Annotated in this window: 16 protein-coding genes; 12 read left to right on the top strand and 4 right to left on the bottom strand. The window is 30.2% G+C overall.

What is annotated here, in order from left to right; translation table 11 throughout:
• Nucleotides 1–353: 353 nt before the first annotated feature.
• Nucleotides 354–2,981: an alanine--tRNA ligase gene (alaS, locus tag N2251_RS08950; protein ID WP_260586389.1), complete on the bottom strand. Its 2,628-nt coding sequence runs from the start codon at nt 2,979–2,981 to the stop codon at nt 354–356.
• 152 nt (nt 2,982–3,133) lie between these two features.
• On the opposite strand from alaS, the gene N2251_RS08945 reads away from it, so the two are divergent.
• Genes N2251_RS08945 through N2251_RS08920 form a run of 6 tightly spaced genes read left to right on the top strand, consistent with a single transcriptional unit; the run spans nt 3,134 to nt 7,190 of the window.
• Nucleotides 3,134–4,102, top strand: coding sequence for a M23 family metallopeptidase (locus N2251_RS08945; protein ID WP_260586388.1), 969 nt, complete (start codon nt 3,134–3,136; stop codon nt 4,100–4,102).
• Nucleotides 4,103–4,119: 17 nt separating this feature from the next.
• The gene (locus tag N2251_RS08940) at nt 4,120–4,449 is read left to right on the top strand and encodes a MerR family transcriptional regulator (RefSeq protein ID WP_260586387.1); all 330 of its coding nucleotides are present in this window, start codon (nt 4,120–4,122) and stop codon (nt 4,447–4,449) included.
• 15 nt (nt 4,450–4,464) lie between these two features.
• Nucleotides 4,465–5,073: a LemA family protein gene (locus N2251_RS08935; RefSeq protein ID WP_260586386.1), complete on the top strand. Its 609-nt coding sequence runs from the start codon at nt 4,465–4,467 to the stop codon at nt 5,071–5,073.
• A gap of 2 nt (nt 5,074–5,075) precedes the next feature.
• Entirely contained in the window at nt 5,076–5,516 is a 441-nt protein-coding gene (locus N2251_RS08930; RefSeq protein ID WP_260586385.1) for a TPM domain-containing protein, read from the top strand.
• Between the two features lie 6 nt (nt 5,517–5,522).
• Nucleotides 5,523–6,326 (top strand): TPM domain-containing protein, encoded by an 804-nt coding sequence (locus tag N2251_RS08925; RefSeq protein WP_260586384.1) that lies wholly within the window; start codon nt 5,523–5,525, stop codon nt 6,324–6,326.
• Nucleotides 6,327–6,338: 12 nt separating this feature from the next.
• Nucleotides 6,339–7,190, top strand: a complete 852-nt coding sequence (locus N2251_RS08920) for a YjiK family protein (RefSeq protein WP_260586383.1) — start codon at nt 6,339–6,341, stop codon at nt 7,188–7,190.
• Here N2251_RS08920 and N2251_RS08915 read toward each other — a convergent pair.
• On the bottom strand, nt 7,187–7,999 hold the full coding sequence (locus tag N2251_RS08915) for a hypothetical protein (protein WP_260586382.1): 813 nt from the start codon (nt 7,997–7,999) through the stop codon (nt 7,187–7,189). The genes N2251_RS08920 and N2251_RS08915 overlap by 4 nt on opposite strands.
• 215 nt (nt 8,000–8,214) lie before the next feature.
• On the opposite strand from N2251_RS08915, the gene N2251_RS08910 reads away from it, so the two are divergent.
• The 6 genes from N2251_RS08910 (at nt 8,215) to N2251_RS08885 (ending at nt 15,974) form a co-directional block, all read left to right on the top strand.
• Nucleotides 8,215–10,065 carry a tetratricopeptide repeat-containing sensor histidine kinase gene (locus N2251_RS08910; RefSeq protein ID WP_260586381.1) on the top strand — a complete coding sequence of 617 codons (1,851 nt, stop codon included), beginning with the start codon at nt 8,215–8,217 and terminating at the stop codon, nt 10,063–10,065.
• Nucleotides 10,066–10,821: a LytR/AlgR family response regulator transcription factor gene (locus tag N2251_RS08905; protein ID WP_260586380.1), complete on the top strand. Its 756-nt coding sequence runs from the start codon at nt 10,066–10,068 to the stop codon at nt 10,819–10,821.
• An 82-nt stretch (nt 10,822–10,903) separates the two neighbouring features.
• The gene (locus N2251_RS08900) at nt 10,904–11,314 is read left to right on the top strand and encodes a hypothetical protein (protein ID WP_028890295.1); all 411 of its coding nucleotides are present in this window, start codon (nt 10,904–10,906) and stop codon (nt 11,312–11,314) included.
• 516 nt (nt 11,315–11,830) lie between these two features.
• A complete protein-coding gene (locus N2251_RS08895; RefSeq protein ID WP_260586379.1) occupies nt 11,831–12,475 on the top strand; it encodes a hypothetical protein in 645 nt (214 codons plus the stop codon).
• Nucleotides 12,476–12,592: 117 nt separating this feature from the next.
• A complete protein-coding gene (locus N2251_RS08890; protein ID WP_260586378.1) occupies nt 12,593–14,431 on the top strand; it encodes a leucine-rich repeat domain-containing protein in 1,839 nt (612 codons plus the stop codon).
• Nucleotides 14,432–14,477: 46 nt separating this feature from the next.
• Complete coding sequence (locus tag N2251_RS08885; RefSeq protein WP_260586377.1) at nt 14,478–15,974, top strand: M48 family metallopeptidase; 1,497 nt, start codon at nt 14,478–14,480, stop codon at nt 15,972–15,974.
• A gap of 49 nt (nt 15,975–16,023) precedes the next feature.
• On the opposite strand, the gene N2251_RS08880 is transcribed toward N2251_RS08885, so the two are convergent.
• Nucleotides 16,024–16,410 carry a DUF423 domain-containing protein gene (locus N2251_RS08880; RefSeq protein WP_260586376.1) on the bottom strand — a complete coding sequence of 129 codons (387 nt, stop codon included), beginning with the start codon at nt 16,408–16,410 and terminating at the stop codon, nt 16,024–16,026.
• Between the two features lie 4 nt (nt 16,411–16,414).
• Nucleotides 16,415–20,071, bottom strand: coding sequence for a metallophosphoesterase (locus N2251_RS08875; protein ID WP_260586375.1), 3,657 nt, complete (start codon nt 20,069–20,071; stop codon nt 16,415–16,417).
• Between the last annotated feature and the right edge of the window lie 189 nt (nt 20,072–20,260).

Raw genomic sequence — 20,260 nt, 5'->3', positions numbered from 1 at the left:
TATTAAATATAGACTAAGTTCTCGTCATGCTGAATTTAATTCAGTATCGCATAAAGATAATAACTAAAGCAAATTAGGGGGTGAAACAGAAATAAATTCAGTTTGACGATTCTTTTTTTTAGCTACAAAACATTTTTTAAATCAAATTTAAACAGGCTTAAGTAGAAAATAAAAAGGTTCAAAGAATTAAATCTTTGAACCTTTTTAATATTATTTTTATTTGAAGCAATTTCCCGCTTTACGCACTCGCTTTTTTTGAAGAAAAATCAAAAAAGAGCTCAAACAAACGCTTCAATCGGGGCTAAACTTATTTATAATTTTTTAGCTGCTATAAAGTATTGTTTGTATTATGATTAAACAATATAGTCTTTCGCTTTTTCTAAAGCTTTCGGAATTCCGCCTGGGTTTTTACCACCAGCAGTAGCAAAGAAATTTTGTCCACCACCACCACCGTGAATCAGTTTTCCTAGTTCTCTAACTACTTTTCCAGCATCATAACCACGTTCTGCAGCTAATTCTTTAGAAATATAACATGTTAACATTGCTTTGTCAGCTTTTTCTGATGAAGCAAAGAATAAAAATAAGTTTTGAAACTCTTTACCTAAAGCAAAAGCTAAGTTTTTAATTCCGTTAGCATCTAAATCTACTTTAGTTGCTAAAAACTGTACTCCATTTACTTCTTGTAATTGATTTCTTAATTCACCAGATAAGTTTTGAGCTTTTTCTTTTAATAATTGCTCTACTTGCTTTTTTAAAGCTGCATTTTCATCTTGTAAACTATTTACAGATTTGGCAACGTCTTTAGGATTTTTTAATAATTGTTTTACTGCAGAAAAGTTACGTTCAACATCCTCAAAATAATTTCCAACAGCAACATTTGTAATCGCTTCAATTCTTCTGATTCCAGAAGCAACAGCTCCTTCAGATTTAATTTTAAAATACCAAATATCACCAGTTTGTGCTACGTGAGTACCTCCACATAACTCCATAGATTGCCCAAACTTAATAGCTCTTACAGAATCTCCGTATTTTTCTCCAAATAAAGCAATAGCACCTTCGTCAATAGCTTGTTGCATTGGTATGTTTCTTCTTTCAACTAAAGAAAGATTTTCACGAATACGAGCATTTACAAAGTTTTCTATTTCTTGTAATTGATCAGCATCTACTTTAGAAAAATGAGAAAAATCAAAACGTAAGTGTTTTGGACTTACTAATGATCCTTTTTGTTCAACATGTGTTCCTAAAATAGTACGTAATGCTTGATGTAATAAATGCGTTGCAGTATGATTACTTGCAGATAAATTTCTAGCCTCTTCATTTACTACTGCTTTAAATTTCTCTGATAAATTATCTGGTAAATTTTTAGTGTAGTGAATAATAAGGTTATTTTCTTTCTTAGTGTTAACTACATAAATTACATCTCCGTTAGACGTTTCTATATAACCTACATCACCAACTTGGCCTCCACCTTCAGGATAAAAAGGCGTCATATTAAATACCAATTGGTATTGCTCACCATCTTTTTTGGTAGTTACTTTTCTGTAACGTGTTAACTTAACATCAGCAGTTAAAGTATCGTAACCTATAAACTCTTCCTCATCATCTTCTATTAAAACATTCCAATCGTCAGTTTCAATCGCAGTTGCAGCTCTTCCTCTATCTTGTTGCTCTTTTAAAGCTGTTTTATATTCTTCTTCATTGTAGCTAAATCCTTTTTCAGATAAAACTAAAGCCGTTAAATCTTCAGGAAAACCATAAGTATCTTTTAGTTCAAATACCTTTTTTCCAGAAATTAATTTATCAGCAGCATTCGCAGTTATCGTATCTAATAAAAGCAAACCTTGTTCTAATGTTTTTAAGAAAGAATGCTCTTCTTCTTTAATAACATTATGTGCTAATTGCTCTTGTGCTTTTATTTCAGGGAAAGCATCTCCCATTTGCTCACTTAATGTTTCTACTAATTTGTAGATAAAAGGTTCTTTTTGGTTTAAAAAAGTAAAACCATAACGAATAGCTCTTCTTAATATTCTTCTAATAACATAACCAGCACCAGTATTACTTGGTAATTGACCATCGGCAATAGAAAATGCTACAGCACGAACATGATCGGCAATAACACGAATTGCAATATCGGTTTCGTCTCCAGAAACGGTAGTATCTTCATATTTTACACCTGTAATGGTTTCGATTTCTCTAATAATCGGTGTAAAAACATCAGTATCATAATTAGATTGCACACCTTGCAATGCCATACATAAACGCTCAAACCCCATACCAGTATCAATATGTGTTGAAGGTAAGTTTTCTAAACTTCCGTTTGCTTTACGGTTGTACTGCATAAAAACTAAGTTCCATACTTCAACAACATGTGGATGATCTAAATTAACCAGTGATGCACCCGATACTTTTGCTTTTTCTTCCGCAGAGCGGATATCTATATGAATTTCTGAACAAGGTCCACAAGGTCCTTGCGCACCCATTTCCCAGAAATTATCTTTTTTATTACCTAATAAAATACGATCTTCAGCGATGTATTGTTTCCAAATATCATAAGCTTCCGTATCTTTTTTTAATCCTTCTTTTTCGTCGCCTTCAAAAATAGTAACATATAAAATGTCTTTATCTATTTTATAAACTTCGGTAAGTAATTCCCAAGCCCAAGCAATTGCTTCTTCTTTAAAGTAGTCACCAAAAGACCAATTTCCAAGCATTTCAAACAATGTGTGATGATAGGTATCTTTACCAACCTCTTCTAAATCATTATGTTTTCCAGAAACACGCAAGCATTTTTGAGAATCGGCAACCCTACTACTTACAACTTTTTTTTGTCCTAAAAAATATTCTTTAAAAGGTACCATCCCTGCATTAACAAACATTAAAGTAGGGTCATTTTTTAATACCATTGGCGCAGAAGGAACGATATTATGGTTTTTAGATTTATAAAATTCTAAAAATTTAGATCTTATTTCTTGAGATTTCATACGATTTGAGCTCGAAATTTTGTTAAATAATCATTAAAAAACAACTAAAGAAAAGTAGTTTTAAAACATTTTGTAAATTTGTGTGTTTCCAAACACAACCCCTTAAATAAAGTTGCTTGTTTAACGAGCACAAAAATAGTACATTTAGCATTATGGCGAAAGTAAAATATTATTACGACCCCGAGACCTTATCATATCGGAAAATAGAGTCGAAAAAAAGTGAAACATTTAAAAAGTCTTTCCTAGGAGTTGTGGGGGCGTTATTAATTGCTTTTTTCGGATTTATTGGGTTTAGTCAATTTTTAATGTCGCCGAATGAGAGAGCTCAAAAAAGAGAGCTTGAAAACTTTAAATTGCATACAGAGCTGATGAATAAAGAGCTCGGTGTATTGTCTGAAAGATTATCGGAACTACAAGAGAGAGATGATAATATTTATAGAACATATTTTGAAGCTAGCCCGATACCCGATGAACAACGTAAAGCTGGTTTTGGTGGTGTAAATAGATATAAGCATTTAGAAGGTTTTAAGAATAGTGCAATGATTACTAATGTGACTAAAGAGATAGAAATATTATCGAAACAAATGGTCGTACAATCAAAATCATTAGACGAAATTGTTAGTTTAGCGAAAGAAAAGGAGAAAATGCTTGCGTCAATACCAGCAATTCAACCTGTAAAAAATGAAGATTTAAAAAGGATGGCTTCTGGTTACGGTATGCGTTTACACCCTATTTTAAAATCGTGGAAAATGCATAACGGAATGGATTTTACGTCTCCAAAAGGTACTCCTATTTTTGCATCCGGTAACGGAGTTATAAAAAAAGCACATCGTAGCGCTACTTTTGGTAATGTTGTATATGTAGATCATGGTTATGGCTACGTAACCATTTATGCACACATGAGTAAAATAGCAGCTAATAAGGGGCAAAAAGTGAAGAGAGGAGATGTAATTGGCTATGTAGGAAATACAGGGCGTTCAGCAGCAGCGCATTTACATTATGAAGTGCATAAAAACGGAAGACCTGTAAACCCTATTTACTATTATTATGGAGATTTAACTCCAGAAGAGTTTATAGCTATGCAAAAGGCTTCACAACAAAAAGGGCAATCATACGATTAATTAGAATTTGCTGAAAAATGTATGTAGAATTACCTGAAAAAAGATATTATAGAATAGGCGAAGTATCTAATGCTTTTGGTGTGAATGTTTCTTTAATTCGTTTTTGGGAACAAGAGTTTGAGGTAATTAAACCCAAAAAAAACGCAAAAGGAAATCGATTATTTACCAAAGATGATATTGAGAATTTTAAATTAATTTTTAACCTAGTAAAAGAAAGAGGATTTACTTTAGAAGGCGCAAAGCAAAAATTAAAAAGGAATCCGGATGATGTGATTAATAATCACGAAGTTATTAGTAGGTTAGAAAGAGTAAAAGCGGAATTACAAAAAATCAAAAATCAATTATAAAAAAAATCAAAAATTATGAAAAAATGGTTAGTGCCTTTAGTTATTGTTGGAGTAGTTGTATTCGCAACTTTTAAATGGGTTGTAGGATTTAACAATACAGCAGTAAGGTTAAATGAAAATGTAGCTGAGGCTTGGGGTAATGTAGAAACTGCATATCAAAGAAGAAGTGACTTGATCGGTAATTTAGTAAAAACAGTACAAGGAGCTGCCGATTTTGAAAAAGAAACATTAACTCAAGTGATAGAAGCGAGAGCAAAAGCTACCTCTACAACGATTAATGCTGGAGATTTAACACCAGAAAATATGGCTCAATTTCAAAAAGCACAAGCTGGTTTAAGCGGTGCGTTATCTAAATTATTAGTTTCTGTAGAACGTTATCCTGATTTAAAAGCAAATCAGAATTTCTTAAAATTACAAGACGAATTAGCAAGTACAGAGAATCAAATATTAACGGTTAGAACTCGTTTTAACGAGGCTATTAAGCCATATAATAATCACGTAAAAGTATTTCCTAATTCAATCTTAGCAGGATGGTTTGGTTTTGAAGGGAAGCCTTATTTTGAAGCTGAAGCAGGTGCAGAAAAAGCGCCGGATGTTAATTTCGATTTTGGTACTAAAAAATAAAAATGTCTAAAGTAGAAGATTTTCTTACCAAAGAAGAAGAACAAGAAATTGTTTCAGCTATTAGAGTAGCTGAATTGAATACTTCTGGTGAAATAAGAGTACACATAGAAGCATCATCAAATAAAGATGATGCTTTTAATCGTGCTTTAGAAGTATTTCATTCTTTAAAAATGTTTGAAACCAAACAACAGAATGCTGTTTTAATTTACGTAGCTGTTGAAGATCATAAATTTGTGATTTATGGTGATGAAGGTATCAATAAAGTAGTGCCAACTAATTTTTGGGACACGACAAAAAACACCATGCAAAGTCACTTTAAACAAGGCGATTTCAAAAAAGGAATTGTTGAAGGGGTTTTAAAAGCAGGACAAGAATTAAAAACTCATTTTCCTTGGCAAAATGATGACGAAGACGAATTGTCTAACGAAATATCTAAAGGATAAATAAGCTTGAAGAAAACTATACATATTTTATTTTTTGTAATCGGATTGTTGTTTACTCAAACAGCATTTTCTCAGGGATATAAAATTCCAGATAAACCAAAAGAACAAACAAGTGTTTACGATTATGTTGGTTTACTTTCTGATGCTCAAAAAGCAACTTTAGAAAATAAATTAGTTAAATACTCAGATACTACTTCTACACAAATTGTGGTAGGAATTATCGATACAACCAACGGAGAAAGTATCGGAATTTTAACTCCCAGATGGGCACATAAATGGGGAATTGGTCAGGCAAAGGAAGATAACGGTGTTTTTATACTTTTAGCAAAGAACGATCGAAAAATATGGATTTCTCCTGGATACGGAGTAGAACATAAATTAACAGCCGGAATTGTAGGTGAAATCACCAGAAATTATATTATTCCGCAATTTAAAAGAGGTGATTTCTACGCTGGATTAGACGCAGGTTCGAATGCTATTTTTAAAGTTTTAAATGGTGAGTATAAAGGTGAACGTAAAAAAAAGGCGAAAGGTTTTGACCCAAGTTTTATCTTTTTTATAATTATTGTCATCATCTTTTTTATCGTTATTTCTAGAGGAAACAAAGGAAATAGAGGAGGAGGAAAACGAAATTACAAACGCTCAACATCAAGAGATATTTTAGAAACCATAATTTTAAGCAATTCAGGTCGTGGCGGATTTGGAAGCGGTGGTGGTTTCGGTGGCTCGTCTGGAGGATTTGGCGGCGGATTCGGTGGAGGATTTGGCGGCGGCGGATTTAGCGGTGGTGGTGCTGGTGGTAGTTGGTAAAATTAAATATAGATGGTAAAAAAAAGTCTAATTTATCTTTCTTTATTATGCTTTGTTAGTTGTCAAAATTTTGGGCAATTAAAAGTGCTAGCCAATTTACCAAATTCTTTACATGAAGTTTCTGGAATTGAAAAAGTAAAAAACGTTGATTTGCTTTGGATGTTGAATGATAGTGGTAATAAGCCAATTATTTATGAAGTTGATAACCAAGGTAAAATAATTAGAGAGATTATTGTAAAAGCTAAAAATAATGATTGGGAAGATATTACTTCAGATGAAGAAGGAAACTTATATATAGCCGATTTTGGAAACAATAATAATAAGCGAAAAAATTTAAGAATACTTAAAATTAAGCACCAAGATTTATTAATAAAAGATAAAGTTGAGGTTGAAAAAATTAAGTTTTCATATCCGAATCAAATTAAATTTCCGCCGAAAAAGAAAGATCGTTTTTTTGATGCTGAAAGCTTGGTGTATAAAAGCGGGTTTTTATATATTTTTACAAAAAGTAGAGTGAAAGGTAGGTATGGTGAAACTACCTTATATAAGATTCCTGCAGTAAAAGGAAATCATGTTGCAAAACGCATTTCAACTTTTAAAACCTGTACAGATTTACACTGTTCGATAACTGCAGCAGCAATTTCTCATAACGGGAAAAAAGTAGCTTTGTTAAATCATCAATCGGTATTTATATTTACCAATTTTGTTGATGATGATTTTTTCTCTGGTGATGTAAAAGAGTTTTCTTTAGGATATATTTCTCAGAAAGAAAGTGTCAGTTTTAAAGACAATATAACACTTTATATTACAGATGAAAAAACAAAATCGTTAGGCGGAAAATTATACGAGTTTTCTTTAAATTAATAGTAATTAGTTTTTTGATACTCATCTATCCACTCTTTCGGAAACTTGTCATACAAATCAATTAAAACAGGTTTATTTATCTCTTCAGATTGAAAATCTTTGTAAAAACTCCCTAATAACCAAACTTGTGTGTTTTTTAGTTCTTTTTTATGTAAATTTAGTAATGCTTTTTTAGAGGTTTCATTAGTGTCTAATAACAAAAGAACAAGTGAAGCCGCAGTTTCAAAATCACTATCTAAATAAAAATATAAGCCATTTTTAATACGCGTTAAAAGTAGTTTGTTTGATAAAAAAGGAGCAAAACGAATTCTTTTTTTACGTAGATTCGGATAGCATAAATAACTATTACTTAAATTTAAGAATTTAATTGATGCTATATAATCCTCATAAGAGAGAGTTGCTATTTTAGGTAAATCACTATTATTTTTAAAGTCGAAAAGTAAATACATTTTAGATGCGCTAACATAGGTTTTATCCATGTCATTGTCTAATATGTTTTTTTCTACAGCAGCCAAAAATAAAGGAAAATTTAGTTTGCTAGGTACATCCCAAATACCTAATTTTATTCTGTAATAATAGGCGAGGTAAATATTTTTTTGCGATATTTTTGTCATCTTTGTTTTCATTACTCTGTTAATTTCATAATGAAACGAAGGGTAAAATTGTCCCTGAAAATCATGTAAACGAGCTTCTTCTTCGCTGTCAATAAAATTTTGAATGATGCCGTTGTTATCTTTCTTTATAGCTACTGCAAAATTTAAGTTGTTGTAACGTTTTTCTTGCTGTTTTATTAAGTGTTCTTTATCCATTTTTAATAAGATATGTTTTTTTGTGCTTCAAAAGCTAATAAAGTGTTATTTCTTTTAGCTCATAGTGTAAAATTATAGCGTTTTTCTTTTGCTAAGAGAATGATTTTATAAGTGCTATTACCTATTTTATATTTGAATAAAAGTAAGTGGTATTTTTTAAAATATGCCATTATTATGGTTATTTTAGCTGTTATAAAAAAATAAAATAACCTTTTATGTATTCCACTTTTAAGCGTTTTTTACAAGTTGTTTTTGTGTTTGTTTTTTGTGTGTTTGCAATAAGATGTTCTAAGCCTAATAGTATTAGATCAGTATTAGAAAAGCAATTGTTAACATTACAAAAAGACTCTCAAAAGCAACCTGAAAAAGCAATAAAAAGAATTGATAGTTTACTGTTAAATGTTACTGACTTAAATACTGCGGAAGAAGCGCTACTTTTATTTGAAAAAGGGGAAGTGTATTATTTGAATGATGAGTTTATAAAAGCAAAAAATATTCATTTAAAAACATACACGCTATTTTCTAAATTTAACGATAACTATAATAAAGGGAGAAGTTTAATAACGTTAAGTAACACCTGTATTAAATTAAGAGAATTTGAAAAAGCACAAGAATACGCTATCGAGGCTTTGCATATTGGTGAACTTATAAATAATAATAGATTACAGGCAAAAGCAAACAATCAATTATTTCAATTACATTTTAGGTTAAAAGATTACAAAAAAGCGTTTTTATATATAAAGCAATCGGAAAAACTATTTTCAAACACAGAAGACATTATATCTATTATTGCTGTAAAAGGAAATATAGCAACGATACATTTACAGTTAAAAGAATATAATAAAGCATTGCAAAAATTTTCAGAAGCTTTAAAATTAAGTGAGAAAATTAAGGATCCTAAAACTATTGTACGGGTTTTAAATAATATAGGATTTACTTATTTAGAAGCGAGGGAGTTTAAGCAATCAGAAAAATTTCTAAGAGGAGCTATTACTTTAAATAAAAATATTAAAGCTATAAATGCAGCACCTTATAAAGGTTTAGGAGCTTTGTTTTTAGTAACGAATAGATTAGATTCTGCTAAAGTAAATTATAAGAAGGCGTTAAATATTTATAGAGATAAAGGTAACATAGAAGAAGAAACAGACATTAGAGATAAATTAATAGCTGTTGCTCTTTTAGAAAAAAACTTTGAAGAAGCTTTATTTCATCAAATTATACGTGATAGTGTTAAAATTCAATTGAATAAAAGTGAGAAAGAAAAACTACTTCATTTTGCGAATGTAAATTATAAAGTAAAAGAAAAGGAGATCGCTTTAAAACATCAAAAAGAAACAAGTAAGCAAAATCTGTTTTTAGGTGTAAGTGTTATTGTTTCGTTAGTATTACTACTTATTATAGCTGTTTTTTTTAATTACAATAATAAACTAAGAGCTTTAAATAAAGCATCGAAGTTAGAGCAACGTTTGTTAAGAGTACAAATGAATCCTCACTTTATATTTAATACTCTGGCAGCAATTCAAAACATCATCTTAGAAGGGGATTTTTTAAAATCTTCGAATTATATAGCTAAGTTCTCTAAATTAATTCGTCAGAATTTTGATTATGTTAGAAAAGAAGAAATATCATTAGAAGAAGAAATTAAAATGATTTCTAATTATATTGAAACACAACAACTACGTTTTAATAATGCATTTAAGTATACAATAGATATATCAGAGAATTGTAATATAAAAGAACTTAAAATGCCTCCAATGCTTTTGCAGCCTTTTGTAGAGAATGCGATTGAGTATGGTCTTAAAGGAAAAAAAACAGACGGAGTTTTAGCTTTAAAAATTGATAAAGAAAAAGAGGGTTTGTATTTTGAAATTCTTGATAATGGGGTTGGAAGAACTATAAAACAAAAAGATGTTAAAGTATCAGAAAAATTGCATGCAACAGCTGTTTTTATAGAACGATTAAAAACAAGAGGCAAAGGAGAGGAAAAGTCTTTTAAGATTGAAGATTTATATAATGATGAAAAAAAATCAATAGGAACAAAAGTGTTTTTTAAACTTACCGTATAAATGATAAAGACAGTATTAATAGAAGATGAGTTTAATGCCTTAAATACCTTAAGTAAACTAATTCAATATACCCAAAAAGATATTGAAATTATAGCAACAATAGATAATGTAAATGATGCTATTGTATTCTTAAAAAACAATACACCAGATTTGGTTTTTATGGATATAGAATTAATAGGGGGTACTGCTTTTCAAATATTAGAAGCCCTAGAAACTATTAATTTTAAAATAATATTTACAACTGCTTTTGATGAGTTTGCTATAAAAGCTATAAAGTTTGATACTGTTGATTATTTATTAAAACCAATAGATTCAGATGAGTTAAGTAAGTGTATAGAACGTTTTAGAATTGGTTATGAAAAAGAACAACATTATTTAAAGGTTGTAGATAAGGTTGTTGAGTTAGATAAAAAAGAAGCACAGAAAACACTGCTAATAAAAACAACAGATGAACAACATTTTTTGCAAGTAGATGAAATTATACGCTGTCAATCAGATGGGAGCTATACTACCTTTCATACTAAAAGAAAAAAAATAATGAGTGCAAGAAACTTAAAATATTACGAAAATATTTTAAGCGAACATACTTTTGTTAGAATACATCAATCTCATTTAATAAATATAAAATATATAGCTTCGGTAACAACAAATACAGTTGTGTTAACAGGAGGAGAGAAGATACCATTAGCATCTAGAAAAAAGAGTTATTTAAAGCAGTTTCTAAATCAATTTCAGCAAATACAAAACAAGAAGTAACGATTATAAAACTGTTTTTTAAAAACTATTTTTTCGATATAGTTTTGAGGTATAAATTAAAAATAACCTTAAAACAATTAAAATGGGACTTAAAGAAAAGAGATTTACAAAAACGTTTCAAGAGGAGCAATATCCAGCTTTAAAAGAACAAATTAATGTAGCAGCTGGTTTTGATATTACTTTAGAAACAGCGTGGGAAACTTTATTTGAAGATCGTTTTTTACATTTATATAGCGATAGCTATCCTAAAATTTACTTTCAGCCATTAATTGAAAGCTTTTCAGCTATAACGGCAGATGATATGGGTAAAGAAGCTTTGAAAGAAAGCTTAAAAAAAGTAGTAATTGTTAATAACGACAATCATCACAATCCTACAAATGCATATACTTTTTCAGAAGGGGTTTTACAAATAAACCATAGTCCGATTTTAAATGCGGATGATGTAAGTTCAAGAACTAAGGTACTTACTAGCTTATTAGAAAATAATTTATAAAAATAAAGCCTCCTTTTTTAATTTAAAAAAGGAGGCTTTAAAAAAAAGATATGTTAAAAGGGCTATACCTAGGAGTATTTTTACTAGTTATCAGTACGTTTTATTCATGTGGTATAGCAACTAAAGTTGCTAAAAAAAATTAGTGGAGTATTTAGAGTTACATCATAAAGTAAAATATGAAATTGTTGTGTTCAAACGTAACTTTAATACAACGAATGTAAATTTCAACCTGTTTCTAGTAGCGTTAAGATTGGTAGAAATAAAAACAGTTTCAATAGTATTTGAATGGGATGCTAAATAAAAAAAATTGCATAGGCCTTATTATAAAGAAGGAAACTCTAGAGCTTATTTAACTTCAAAAAATATTAAAAAGGTTTGTTAATTAATCGTTTTATGGCTATTTCACTTTAACATTTTCTTGCACCTTATTTTTTTCTAAATAAGAACAATACCTGTCTCTTTAAAATTATAAAACTAGTAAAGTTTTATTTAGGCTCAATAATTAAATAAAAAAGAATGGAAACATCATATATAAATAAGTTTAAGGCAAAATCACCTGCTGCAATAATAGATCTTATTTTTAAAGAGAAAGAAGAAGTAGCGATTACTTTAACGCTTAAAAACGGAACATATTTAGAAGGTTTTATTGTTGATGTATTAAAAGAAGAATATCAAATAGCGGTATGTTTAAGAACTCAAAACAATGAAGTTTTCTTTTTTAATGTTCAGGAGGTTTGTTTATTAGGTATTAAATATCCGAAACAATTAGTTGTAGCATTGTCTGACGGTAGTGTGAGCAGACCCATTAATTCTAATGAAACAATAAGTGGTTTAGAGTTAAAAAGATGGATTAATAAACAACAAAAAACATTAAATGTACCAATTAATTTAAGTGTAGATAAAGTTGCATTACAAGAGTTAAACGTTCGGTTGAATTGTAAAGATATAGTAAACTCTCTTTTACAAGCAGTAGTATTGGTGTGTAATGACTCAATGGCATTAGATATTTGGAAAACTATAACAAGTATAACTATTGTTCAAGCAGCAAACTTTAAAGTAAAGAAGGTAGATAATGTTTTAGAGATGTCTATTGACACTAAAAAAGCACTACCAGAAAAATTAAAAAATATTCTAGTAGAGAAAATTGAATCAGTTTTGTGAAATACGCTTATAAAATAAATTACTGCGTATATAAAAGCAATAAAAGGGAGCTAATCATTAGACTTTATATTTGAATAAGGATTAAGAAAATTATAAAAAAACATACATAATATTATTATGGGACTAAGAGAAAAAAGAATTATTAAAGCATTTCAAAATGAGTTATACCCAAAAATTGAAGAGCAGATTTTTAAAGCAGCAAATTTTGATGTACTAATTTCTATCGCATGGGATACTTTACAAGAAGATCGTTTTTCACATTTATACAACGATACTTTTGTTAAAGTTTACTTTCAGCCATTAATAGACGGGCTAAAAGCTATTAATATAGACGAACTAGGGGGAGAATTATTAAGAAAAGGATTGAGAAAAATTGTTATTGAAAACAGTAAAAATGAAAGTAACCCAGAGAATGCGATTAATTTCGAAGAAGGGGTTTTAAAAATAGATCATAGCCCAGTTATTAATGCTGATGCGATAGAAAGTAGAACTAAACGTATTATTACATTATTGGAGGATAATTTAGAGCGTTTTTCAGAAGCAGATGAAAACCTAAATGGCCCCTCTGTTGATTTTAGTAAAAATAAAAATGCTTTTTCATTCGAAGAAGTTAATGGGGCAATAACAATTACTAAGTACAATGATGACCAAACAACAATTGTAATTCCTGAACTGATTAACAATAAAAAGGTAACAAAATTAGCTCCGTATTCATTTCAAGAAATGAATTTAGAGAAAGTAGTACTTCCTAAAACATTGTTAAGTATAGGAAAGCAAGCATTAGATGGTAATAAACTTACTCATATTAATTTACCAGAAGGTTTAATTGAAGTAGGTGAAGATGCTTTTTATGGAAATCAATTAAAAACACTTACGTTGCCAAATAGCCTTGTTGTAATTGGAGATGGGGCTTTTTCTAGAAATACTATTTCGACATTGACTCTTTCCGAAAATATGATAGAAATACCAAACTACTGTTTTTCTAATAGTGGCATTACAGAAGTAAAATTACCATTAAGTCTTAAAAAAATAGGAGAATCTGCTTTTGCTGGGAATAACTTAGCGTTTTTGAGTATTCCAGAAAGTGTAGACTCTATTGGACCACAAGCATTTTCTGAAAGTAATAAATTAAAGAAAGTATCAATGCCAATAATATTCAAAGAAAGGATTGAAAATATTTTTTTTCGATCTGAAATTAATAATATTTCATTTGAATATCCAGGTACAGATTTAGTTAATAGAAGGGAAGAAGAGCAAATAAAAGAGGGGTCGAAAAATGAACAACCCAAAGTAAATTTATCACAATTACATAACCAGTCGGTAGCATTAACTTTTGAACGTCAAGACCATTTTCAAGAAGTTGTTGAAGATTTAGGTTGGTCTTGTGATATGTTAGAAGGAACGGTAACATATGGTGAGCATGTTTTTAGAATGCAGGTGCTAGGAACATATTCTGAAAAAGAACAATCATGGCTTTGGGCATGGGCAAATAAACAAAGCGGAATTCCAGAACAATTTTTAGAAGCTTCTTTAGCTTTAAAAAAAATGGGCGAAAAATATGATATTGAAGATTTAACAATGCCAAAGATTGAAACAGAAAATGATCCAGGGCATTATTTTTCTTTTGTAGCTAATGGTGTCGTTGTATCGAGTTGTTATGCTCCTTTAAATTTTAAAGGAATAAAAGTTTATGTATTGCTAACATCTGAGTTAGTAGACGCGAAAGAAATTACTGAGCCAGCTCTTATTTGTTCACATTTTGCAAAAACTATTACCAGAATGGATTTTGGGCATAAACATGCTTTATTCTCTTATTTAAATCAAAAAGGATATAAAGTAGCATTGTCTGGTAATAATATTTTGGCTACTAAAGGGAACGACCAGATTCTAGGGATTTTCGACTTGAAAAATCGCTTGTTAAAAGCATCTAATTCTAAAATAGCAACAAACGTATAGTAAGGTTACGTGTAAATAGGTAAGTCTAATATTTTAAATAAAAAAAATGAACGAATATAAATCTAAAAGTTTAACTGAATTAGAAAAAGAGCATCAAGAAGCACTTACTATTGCTCAGAATAAGATGCTAGAAGATTTAGCTGAAGCACAAGCAAATGGTGACACAGAAAAATTACAAGCCGTAAGTACTGCTTTTCAGGATACAGCAAAACAATTAATAGAGCAATATACAAAGGGTATTGAAATAATAAATGCCTTAAACTTAAAAAATATTACTGAAAATATCGTTGAGGTTTATGATAACTCTAGAGCAGATATTGATTTAAATGCCTTGGTTTATGATGGTGATAGAGATTATGTTTTAACTTTTCAAGAAGATGAGTTAATTCAAAAAATATTAACCAAAATAAAAGATAACAACCCTGTTTTTAAATCACGTCGTCATTTATTAAAATCAAGTTTACGATTAACAAAAACCTTGGCACCTGTTTTACATGAAATAGGTTTGCATTGTAAAGAGGTTTTAAAGTTAAAATCTGATATAGAATTTTTTGTGTACCAAAGTGATACTTTTAATGCAGCTTGTTATCCGCCAGATGAAGACAAATTATACATTATTTTATCTTCTGGTCTTTTAGAACGTTTTAAAAAGGATGAATTGGCCTTTGTGGTAGGTCATGAAATTGGGCATGTGCTTTTTGAGCATTTTAACTATCCAGTTAAGCACATTTTAGATGAAGGAGAAAACGAATTAGCGCCAATCTATGCAATGAAATTATATGCATGGAATAGAAATGCCGAAATTAGTGCAGATAGGGCAGGATTATTATGTTGTCAAAGCTTTGAAGCAGCAGGGCGTACATTTTTTAAATTATCATCAGGAGTAACTACAGATTCATTAGATTTTAAACTAAACGCGTACATAGAGCAGTTTTCAGATTTAGAAGCAGTTTTAAAAGACGATACACACGACCCATCAGATTGGTATAGTAGTCATCCGTTTAGTCCACTTAGAATTAAAGCGCTAGAATTGTTTAATAAAAGTGAAACCTATGGTTTATTTAATCCATCTATAAAAGGAGGGATTACAGAAGAAGCTATGGAGTTAGAAATTAAACGAATTTTATCTCTAATGGAACCAGAAGATTTAGAAAACGAAACTGAGCATTCTGATAAAATACAACGTTTTATGTTTTTAGGTGGATATATGATATCTAAAGCTGATGGAACCGTAGACGATTCTGAAATACAAGCCTTAAGTAGTATTGTTTCTCCTGCAATTTTTGCAGAATGTATGTTAACAGTTAAAGGATTAACAGAAGATGATATTATTACAGAGATAATTGATTTAGCAAAAGAATTAGATGTTGTACTATCTGTAATGCAAAAATTAAATATGCTTAGAGATTTATCTATAATCTCGTATGCAGATGGTCAAATAGATGAAGAAGAAGTAAATGTGCTACATAATTTAGCAAAACAACTATATATAAAAACAGAGTTTATAGATAGAGTGATTAGTGATGCTCAAAATGTAGATTAAAAATATCCTTATCCTCATGAGGCTTATTTTGCTGTCAAACTGTAAGCTGTTAAAAGTTTACAGTTTGACTTATTTGGTATATTAATGTAGCCCATCCAGTAACCAATAATAAACCTCCTAATGGCGTTATTGGACCAAGGAATTTCATTTTTTTGCCTTTTGCGTCAGATAAGACCAATCCGTAAATACTAAAAGAAAAAAGAATGATACCAAAAATAAAAGAGTAGTTCATTAATTGATTTGAACCTTTAAAATAGCTTCCTACAAATAATAAAACAATTGCGTGATACACTTGGTATTTTACACCTGTTTCAAACGATTTTAGCTGGTCTTCAGATAAAATTTTCTTTAAAGCGTGTGCTCCATAGGCTCCAAAAATTACAGCGAGCATTCCAAATAGAGCTCCAGATATTAATACTACTTGTTGTGTTATCATAAAATTAAAAATTAAATCCCATAGCAAAAGCTATTCGTAAACCATCATTACTATTAAAGGCAGAAATATTTGCTGTCGCCATATTAGCAGCGTTAAAGAAAATACCACCACCAACAGAAGTATTCCATTTTTTAGAATCGTTAGTATCTAGCCATACTTTTCCGTAATCAAAACCTCCATATATACCAATATGTAATGGTAATAAACCTGTTTTTAATCTTGTTAAATTTAATCGAATATCTGAACTATGATAAAATGCATCTTTACCTGTAAACCGTTCGTTTCTGTAACCACGTAAACCGTTGTTTGCACCTAAATTTGCCCCTTGATAAAATTCAAAATCATTGCCATAAGTAAAATGACCTTTAACCTTTGTTGCAAATACTAATTGACCACTAGCGGCTAACTTATAATTAAAAGAAATGGACGGTATTACATAAGCAAATTTGTTGTTTTTACTTAAGTTGGCGGTATAGCCAACATATAATTCAGTTTTCATTCCCATTGTTGTAAAAGCAGGGTTATCAGTGTTTTCAAAAGAGTAACTTGCTTCAGCATTTAAAAAGTCCTGATTGTTAAAGTCAACAGCCTGTGTTGTGATAAATCGATTAAGGGTTTTATCAATTTTAAAAGATTGATAGTTGATACCTAATTTTATTTCGGCACCTAAATCACCTTTCCATTGCATAAATGATCCTGCAATTAATTTTCTTATTTTAACTCGATTATAGTCTTTTTCTTTAGTTTCATCGGCATCTAAATTAACGGTATTATTTCCATATCCGAAGAAATTTATAGCGTAATTTGGGCTTGTGTACATTGCATTAAAACCAAGATTCCAATGACCAATAATGTTTGCAAATTCACTAGCATATTTTAATTCAAATCCGTTAGTTGCAAAATAGTACGCTCCAGAAATGTTGTGTAGTGAGGTAAACGGATTCCTTTCAAATCCGTTAGTTGTATAGGTATTAGAAAGTCCTATTTTAAAACCATCATCGGGATTAAAACCAATAAGGGGAGTTAAAGTATTTGCATTGTTTTTTAACTTCTTATAGTTGTATACATTGGTTTCATAATCATCCGTTAATTTGATGTCTCCATTATTGGTAATGAAGGTATTTTTCTTTGTTTTATGATCATATATTTTTACTTTTTTGCCATTAATGGTGTTGTAAGTGTCTTTATTTTGACCTCCTATAATTCTCAGTTTTATCAAGTTTTTTCCTGTTCCTTTTACTACAAACATATCATTATCATCTAAACCATATATCCAAATTTCTTTTGTTTGAGCATGTTTATAAGTTCTTTGATGAAAAATAGCTTCTTTTTCTCCTTTTTTAATTCTGTAAGCAGTAATTTTTGTTTGTCCGTTTGGTAGTCTATCAATTTCAAACCAATCGTCTTTATCGGTTCCTTTAATTACTTGAAATTTATTAATGTGATTAAAATAGTTATCAGCTATTTTCTGTAAATTCTTTCTTCTTCCTTGTAATTTTTTCTTGATAATTTGTATGGTTTCACCTTGTACTTCTTTCGGAAAATATTTAAAAGCAGTATCTATAATTTCATCAGTAATATTAGTTGTAATATGTTTTACTTGAGTATTCCAAACGCTTTTATCAGATTGATTTATTAATGACATATCTAAAGGGTAAGGCTCTAAATTAAACCATTTCGGACTTTTTAAATCTTCTTGATATGCTTGCATTAAACGCAATGCGGGAATCATCTCGGTAACTAAATTTAATAAAGCACCATCGCCCATTATTGAAAAAGCCTGATCTCTGTCTCTAGGAATAGGTCGGTAAATAGTGTTTCCGTTTTCTTTAAATTTTGCCCAACGCCATTGATCCTCATGTCTATCCCAATCACCAATTAACATATCAAATAACCGCGCTTTAATATAAGCGGCTTCATCTAACTTATGTTTTTCGTTTTTAGATAAGTTTTTTAATAAATCATCGGTACTAATTACTTCATCAGAAAAACCAAAACTAGCTTTATCTCCATGCCCAGAAGCAGCACGCTCTTCAATCATATACAATTCATTACCAAATTCAGTATTAAAAGAGCCTAAAGAATTTTGTTTCGGAATATAATATAAAACAGGATTTGTATGATAAATACCTACTGCATCCGACAGCGTTGCAATTGTAAATGGCGCGTATGGATGTGAACCTGTAAAGGCATCTAATAATAAACCTTCGGTATATGTTTTATCAAGCTGACCTTCTAAATACTGATCTTTAAAAGCAACGGCTTGTAAATACTGAACTGCATTTTTACGCAAAGCGCGCATTACATATTCACGTCCTTTTTTATCGCGTAAGCGTAAAGATTTAGATTGATTTCCTCCACCTTTTCTTACAGGCCTTAATCCGCCAAACAGAGTGTCTAAATTTACTGTTGGTGCGGTTACTTTTGTTCCGAAATGTTTACGGTAGCGTTCTCCCCAAAAATATCGATAAAAACCACTTCTTGTTACTTCTTTATTGGCGTATACTGCGGCAGATTTTTCTGAAATCTTGGTTTCGGGATATGTTGTAAAATTTTTCTTTTTATCAGGCCTTAAAACATTGGTTTGGTAAACAACTTTTTTGTCGTTCACAGAATAAAAACGAACATTAGAAGAGCCATCTTCGTAAATATCTAATTTAGCAAAACCCTGATTTCCATAAGTAAATTTAGCTCCTCCGGTTAATTTGGTAGCGGTAGTTTTAGAGCCAGAACCGCTAATAATTTGCGGAATATTATCTTCAACGATGTATTGTAAACTATGCTCATGCCCCGAAACAAAAATAGTTTTATTGTTTTCTTGTGCTAATGTTACAATGTGTTTTTTTAACTCGTTGTATTTTTTGTTTTGTAAATCGGTATTGGTAATTCCTGTTGTTTTCCTTAAAACATTTTTTAAAGTCCCTAAAACTGGAAGCGGACTCATATGACTTTTAAAAGAATAATAACCACCGTGAGAACCATTTGTAAACATTGGGTGATGCATTGCAATAATGGTTGTTTTGCCTCTTGCTTTTTTAATTAATCCTTTAAATTCTTCAAGAAATTTTACTCTTGTTTTTATCTCACAATTGTCGTTTATTTTAGGGTGATTGTCCCAGTTTGTAACATACCAATGTGTATCGACAATAATTAAAACAACATCTTTAGAGATGGTTACTTTTTTTAGAGGACAGCCACTTTCTGGTAAAAAAGAGTTCTTGCCTAATGCTTTTTCAACCAATTTCTCCTCTCTTTTTAATCCGTCTAAACCATGATACCAATCGTGATTACCAGGAATAAAAATAGATCTCCCAGCAAATTTTTTAGCAATAGCAGTTTGTGCTTCAATTCTATGCTTTGCTAAAGGATATTGCTTAGAGTTTTCGTAAGGAATACCTGTTTCGTAAACATTATCGCCTAAAAAAAGTAGGGTAGCGTTTTCGGTTGCGCTACTAATATGTTTATCTAGATATGCTAAAGCAGGCGATACTGAGCCTAAATCGGAATTTCCAGCATCACCAACTAAATAAAAAGAGTGTGCAATTTTTTTATCAGAATTTATTTCTTCACCTTTTTTATCAGAGGCATATTGTGCCTTATAGGTTGCGCAACCAGTTAATAAAAAGAGGGTAATAAAATATAGAAAAGATCTAAAATTCATAAGCTGATTAATTGGACTGTAAAAGTAATTTATATTCTTCAAATCGATGTTCTCTAATAGGTATTATATAAGACTCGGTATTAAAATAAAGTACTAAGTAAGGTGAGATTTGTTTGTGTTTATTAACATCTTCAAACTTGATTAACTCGCCATTTTTAATTCGCAGTTTTATTTTGTTGTGATATGGAT

Origin of the sequence: Tenacibaculum haliotis, assembly GCF_025215075.1 — a bacterium.
Classification (GTDB): Bacteria; Bacteroidota; Bacteroidia; order Flavobacteriales; family Flavobacteriaceae; genus Polaribacter; species Polaribacter haliotis_B.
Note: the sequence above shows the minus strand (reverse complement) of the source record. Positions and strands in the feature narration are given on the sequence as shown.

What these genes read in the sequence shown, in the direction of transcription:
- alaS (WP_260586389.1), bottom strand. Translation starts at nt 2,981, where the DNA reads ATGAAATCTCAAGAAATAAGATCTAAATTTTTAGAATTTTATAAATCT.
- N2251_RS08945 (WP_260586388.1), top strand. Translation starts at nt 3,134, where the DNA reads ATGGCGAAAGTAAAATATTATTACGACCCCGAGACCTTATCATATCGG.
- N2251_RS08940 (WP_260586387.1), top strand. Translation starts at nt 4,120, where the DNA reads ATGTATGTAGAATTACCTGAAAAAAGATATTATAGAATAGGCGAAGTA.
- N2251_RS08935 (WP_260586386.1), top strand. Translation starts at nt 4,465, where the DNA reads ATGAAAAAATGGTTAGTGCCTTTAGTTATTGTTGGAGTAGTTGTATTC.
- N2251_RS08930 (WP_260586385.1), top strand. Translation starts at nt 5,076, where the DNA reads ATGTCTAAAGTAGAAGATTTTCTTACCAAAGAAGAAGAACAAGAAATT.
- N2251_RS08920 (WP_260586383.1), top strand. Translation starts at nt 6,339, where the DNA reads ATGGTAAAAAAAAGTCTAATTTATCTTTCTTTATTATGCTTTGTTAGT.
- N2251_RS08915 (WP_260586382.1), bottom strand. Translation starts at nt 7,999, where the DNA reads ATGGATAAAGAACACTTAATAAAACAGCAAGAAAAACGTTACAACAAC.
- N2251_RS08910 (WP_260586381.1), top strand. Translation starts at nt 8,215, where the DNA reads ATGTATTCCACTTTTAAGCGTTTTTTACAAGTTGTTTTTGTGTTTGTT.
- N2251_RS08905 (WP_260586380.1), top strand. Translation starts at nt 10,066, where the DNA reads ATGATAAAGACAGTATTAATAGAAGATGAGTTTAATGCCTTAAATACC.
- N2251_RS08900 (WP_028890295.1), top strand. Translation starts at nt 10,904, where the DNA reads ATGGGACTTAAAGAAAAGAGATTTACAAAAACGTTTCAAGAGGAGCAA.
- N2251_RS08895 (WP_260586379.1), top strand. Translation starts at nt 11,831, where the DNA reads ATGGAAACATCATATATAAATAAGTTTAAGGCAAAATCACCTGCTGCA.
- N2251_RS08890 (WP_260586378.1), top strand. Translation starts at nt 12,593, where the DNA reads ATGGGACTAAGAGAAAAAAGAATTATTAAAGCATTTCAAAATGAGTTA.
- N2251_RS08885 (WP_260586377.1), top strand. Translation starts at nt 14,478, where the DNA reads ATGAACGAATATAAATCTAAAAGTTTAACTGAATTAGAAAAAGAGCAT.
- N2251_RS08880 (WP_260586376.1), bottom strand. Translation starts at nt 16,410, where the DNA reads ATGATAACACAACAAGTAGTATTAATATCTGGAGCTCTATTTGGAATG.
- N2251_RS08875 (WP_260586375.1), bottom strand. Translation starts at nt 20,071, where the DNA reads ATGAATTTTAGATCTTTTCTATATTTTATTACCCTCTTTTTATTAACT.